The organism is Paenibacillus agaridevorans, assembly GCF_003112455.1.
In the GTDB taxonomy this organism is placed as follows: Bacteria; Bacillota; Bacilli; order Paenibacillales; family Paenibacillaceae; genus Pristimantibacillus; species Pristimantibacillus agaridevorans.
The window spans coordinates 1-4,548 of record NZ_BDQX01000121.1 but is presented as its reverse complement, the minus strand read 5'-3'; the positions used below and the strand labels follow the sequence as shown (position 1 = coordinate 4,548).

The following is a 4,548-nucleotide window of genomic DNA, read 5'->3' as shown; positions in this document are numbered from 1 at the left end:
CTCCTTCTCTGATCGCGGGCTTGCGCCCGATCGAATGATACTCCACGCCTGCATCCTTCATGTCCGCGACCGCATACAGGTTGCGACCGTCATAGACGAGCGGCGTCCGCATCAGCCTCGGATTCGAAGCGACCTCTACTCGCACACCGTGGGCGAGGCAGTCATGAATGAACTGCTTCATCTTGTCATTCGTCCCGACGGGTACCGTCGACTTCAACACGACCAGACATTCCTTCTCGATCATCTCGGCGATCTGTCTCGCCACGTTGTGATGTAGGACAAGTTGGCCCAGCCGTCTGGCTGCCCTGGCGTGCCGACACCGATAAATATGGCCTTTGTCTCTTTATATGCAGCTACCAAGTAATTCAGCAGGGAACGTCGGGTTCGGCCGATAGATTGAATAACATAGAAGACGGTATTGAAAGTACTATTACACAGTTGGCGGGTATAGCGATAAACGTAAACGTACGGTGCTACTGGTGACGGATCTGACGAAACGGATGAAATACAAGCTGCTATTGATGCAGCCAGTCCCAATAGCCATATCATTGGCGCCCCGGGTAAGACGTATGTCGTTCGTCAGCTTCTCGTAAACAAAAATAATCTGACCATAGGAGATATATCGCTTAAACTGGCATACGGCAAAAATACATGGGCAGGAGTAATTAAGATAATCGGCACCAGGGAGCAACCGGCCAGCGGAATAACGTTGCGGAACGTAATGATCGACGGTAATCGCACGAATCAAAAACGGGCATCCCCGTTAATAATCCAACCGAAGCTCGTACGGGAATTGCAATCAACGGCGTTGTATCTAACGTACGGATTGAAAATTGTGTTTCTAATTACAACGCGGGTGATGGTATTTGGATATACAGTCGAATCGCAAACAATGAAATGAGCGGAACAACCAGAACCACAGATGACGAACCGTGCTGCGAAGATGTGGTAGTTAGAGATTCTGTCTTTAATTACAATCGTCGCCACGGTGGGTCCTTGGACAGCTTAAAGGGAGCTATCTTCGAACGGTGCGTGTTTATGGATAGTGGCTCCGATATTAACGGAGGAGCAACTGACGGAGATAAGGGCGAGACCTATAACGGCAATCTGTATGGGAAAGGATTCGATTTAGAAGAGTACGGTGAAGGGACTGCCTTCAACGATATCACATTCTCTGATTGCGACTTTTGTCCAATGCCGGCAGAGCACTATCGATTTATGATACTGGTGCAACACTGAATTATACGCCATTTGTGCCAAGAGGGAACATTGTATTTTCGCGGTGTAAGTTCGCTGGATCTGACACGGAAGGCAATTCCTTTTTTGTAATACCTAAAATATCAGATAGATCAAAATCTCCAAAAGTGTCCCATGACATATCTGTTCTGAATTGTATTGTATACGATGGCAGAATTGCCATAGTTGGAGTAAAGAACGGTCTTATTAGTGCGAATGAATTTAAAACTGTCAACTCGATACAAATTACAACCGATTACTCCAATGGAATTAAATTATTGCAGCAATTCGGCGCCGTAGCAGCTAACGTTTTTGTAGGATCTAATAGCGGCAATGTATACCTGAACATGGAAAACAACAACCTGAAAAAGTCTTTACTAACATTAAGTTATGCAAATTTACCACCAACAGCAGCAAACGGAACAATTGCATTTTTGTCGAAAACCCTACTTCAGGGTTTCCATATGGATGGATTATGCAGGGAGTGTGGAGGCCGTTAATGCAGCAAATAACGCAAGCAACTATTGTAGCGGCAACAATACCAGGATCACAAACCAAGTACGTACCAGTGAGAGACAGCGATGGAACAGTTCTTGGATACATTCCGATTTATTCTTAGACTTCGGTAATTGTTGTTATGAAAGGAATGATTTGATATGATGTAAACCGACGTATAGATTTCTGAGGCGGAGTGAAATGGATTGTTTATCTTAATTGCGTTATGTTTTAGCGGATTTTTTCTGTTGCTTGAATTAACCGGATTAAGTAAATTTATTAGCAGATATCTTGCGGTAACACCCCTATTCTTTTTATTTGCAATGGTTGCATTTAATCGAGACAACAGAGATTATTTTAATTATGAAAGAGCATTCTACGATGAGTATTTTAGAGATTCTTTTGAACCAGGGTATGGCTTATTAATTGAGGTTTTGAAATCAATAGGTTTAGGCCATGAAGGTATTATATTTATTGCTGGTTCTTTACTTATCGTAACAATGTTGAGGATGTTGAAAGGCAGTCTTAATGTAAATCTTGTTGTATTCTTTTACTGTGCATTTCCCCTTATTTACGATATAAACCAGACTAGAAATTTGATTATGTATCTTGTTCTCGTTCTGGCACTAATTTATGTAGTAGAGAATAAAAAGATAAAGTTTTATTTAATGATGCTCACTGCAGCATCTTTCCATCTAATTGGGCTTTTTTATATTCCGTTTTATTGGTTCAGTAAATGGGACCGTAAGAAGTTTATGCGAGTATTAAAACTAACAACGATAACACTTGGAATTGGTGCTCCCCTTGTCATCACTGGTCTTTCGTTATTGTTTCCTGATAAAGCTGGATATTATTTAAATCGGCCACCTGGTTACGGTATAATTTTGTATTTTGTTTGTGCCATTTTTGATTATTTCACTGTTTGGTGGGTAGACAAAAAAATTGGGTTAAACATTGTTGAGGACGAGAAGCCCAGGATGGAAGTCATGTACCGGTTCGTATGGTTCCCAGTCATATCATTACCATTCTTATTTTTCTTTGCTGAGTTCAGCAGGATACAAAGGAACGTTTTGTTAGTTAAGTATATCTATTGTGCAATAGCAATGAAATACATGAATATCAAACAACGATTGATAACTGTATTTTTGTTATTGATCCCAGTGAGCATTTACACTTTTGTAGTTTTCCAATACAGACAATTTGATTTATACAATTATCTTGATGAGAATTTCATAAAGTATTATCTTGACCGTTATTTTTAAGTGTAAGTCGATAACAAAAAGTAGTGGCATTATATGCCACTACTTTTTGTGTTAGTTATTATTTGGCTCTTAGGTATGGCAGTGATTTTCTTTTTCTTAAGCTTTAATGCCTTTTTCTCGATTAGATGCCATGACAAGAAAGACATAAGTCCTACAAAAGGTAACGAAATGAGAAAGTTGTTAATTGGAGTCATACTGTATCCAAAGATTGCAATGACTGCTTGTTGGATTGGGAAAGCGTAAATATATAAACCATATGAGATATCACCGTATTTACTGAAATTAGGGAAGACAATTTTCTGCTGATAACCTATGAATATTATTAGGTATGTTCCTGCGACTGCCACTCCTGCTTCGAGATATCCTAAAAGTGTGGTTGATATTAGTATAACGAGTGATAATATAGCGTTGTTTACATTAATCACAAGGCTATCTCTGAAAAGATATACCAACATTCCTCCAATAAAGTAAGAACCGAGCATGAAAAGATTGTGGATGTTTGAACTGAAATCTAAAAAGGTAAGCGTTAAGCAAATAATAAAGAGCAGACCTGCTATTTTTTTGTTTAAGAGCTTAAGTGAACCAGCTACTGCTACTGCTATATAGAAAAGAAATTCAAATTTCAGTGTCCACAATGATCCATTAACAAAGTTTCCAAATGGATTAGATTCAAAAACACCTGGCAATGAGGGGCTTAAATTGGGCAACAACGTGATTCCAGTGAAATAATTGTATGTGAGTGGATCAGTTAAGTATTCCCTTAAAGAAAGTGAGGTGAGCAAAGGACCAATGATGAACACAGTGAATAATAAGCACCCAATCAGTCCAGGAAATATTCTAAGGAATCGTGATAAAAAATAACGACTACTGCTGCTACTTCGCTCAAAACTTTGTGTGATAAGAAATCCGCTAATGATGAAGAAAACTGCGACCGCTAATTCGCCGAAAGTCTTTTGATTACTAATGAAGTATAGAGGTTCAAGCTCATTGTTGGTATAAACAAGAGGATATGAATGAGAGAAAATAACCAAAGTTGCAGCTAGAAATCTGATTAGGTCTAAGTTGTTCCTTCTGTTATCCATAAGCTCAGATAAAACCACTTTATTTATCATTATGTACCTCAATTCATTGATGATGTTTGCCAGAATATTATATCAGTTATTTAATAAAGTTAACATTCAATTTATGTGTGATGAACTATCGGACCATACTGCGAAATAGACGTTTATGACCAAGAGCCTCCCGATTCATTTCGGAGGCTTTTTCACCTGCATTTTTGCCAAAAATTTTGCGCGGCAACATTGGCCACAACAAAAACTCCGTTGCTCAGGAGCAATGGAGTTTTTAATAACAAACGACTTTATTCCTTATTCACCCCATAATACTCCACGTACCAATCCGCGAAGCGCTGCAGGCCCACCTCGATTGGCGTCTCCGGCTTGAAGTCCACCGCCTGCTGCAGCCGATCCGTCGAAGCGTAAGTCGCGGGAACATCGCCGGGCTTGAGGGGTTCGAATATTTTGTCGAAGAGGATCTCCCTGCCCGTCGCCTTGCT

At 40.0% G+C, this 4,548-nt stretch carries 2 protein-coding genes and 2 pseudogenes; 1 reads left to right on the top strand and 3 read right to left on the bottom strand.

Annotation, left to right across the window (positions count from 1 at the left end):
• Positions 1 to 109: 109 nt before the first annotated feature.
• A pseudogene (locus PAT3040_RS38610) lies at positions 110 to 354 on the bottom strand (UDP-glucose 6-dehydrogenase); the annotation flags it as partial.
• Positions 355 to 1,979: 1,625 nt separating this feature from the next.
• Here PAT3040_RS38610 and PAT3040_RS12705 point away from each other — a divergent pair.
• Positions 1,980 to 2,993 (top strand): EpsG family protein, encoded by a 1,014-nt coding sequence (locus tag PAT3040_RS12705; protein ID WP_146200411.1) that lies wholly within the window; start codon positions 1,980 to 1,982, stop codon positions 2,991 to 2,993.
• A gap of 29 nt (positions 2,994 to 3,022) precedes the next feature.
• Here PAT3040_RS12705 and PAT3040_RS12700 read toward each other — a convergent pair whose 3' ends face one another.
• On the bottom strand, positions 3,023 to 4,105 hold the full coding sequence (locus PAT3040_RS12700; protein WP_108992944.1) for an acyltransferase family protein: 1,083 nt from the start codon (positions 4,103 to 4,105) through the stop codon (positions 3,023 to 3,025).
• Positions 4,106 to 4,353: 248 nt separating this feature from the next.
• Positions 4,354 to 4,548, bottom strand: a pseudogene (locus PAT3040_RS12695) (NAD-dependent epimerase); the annotation flags it as partial.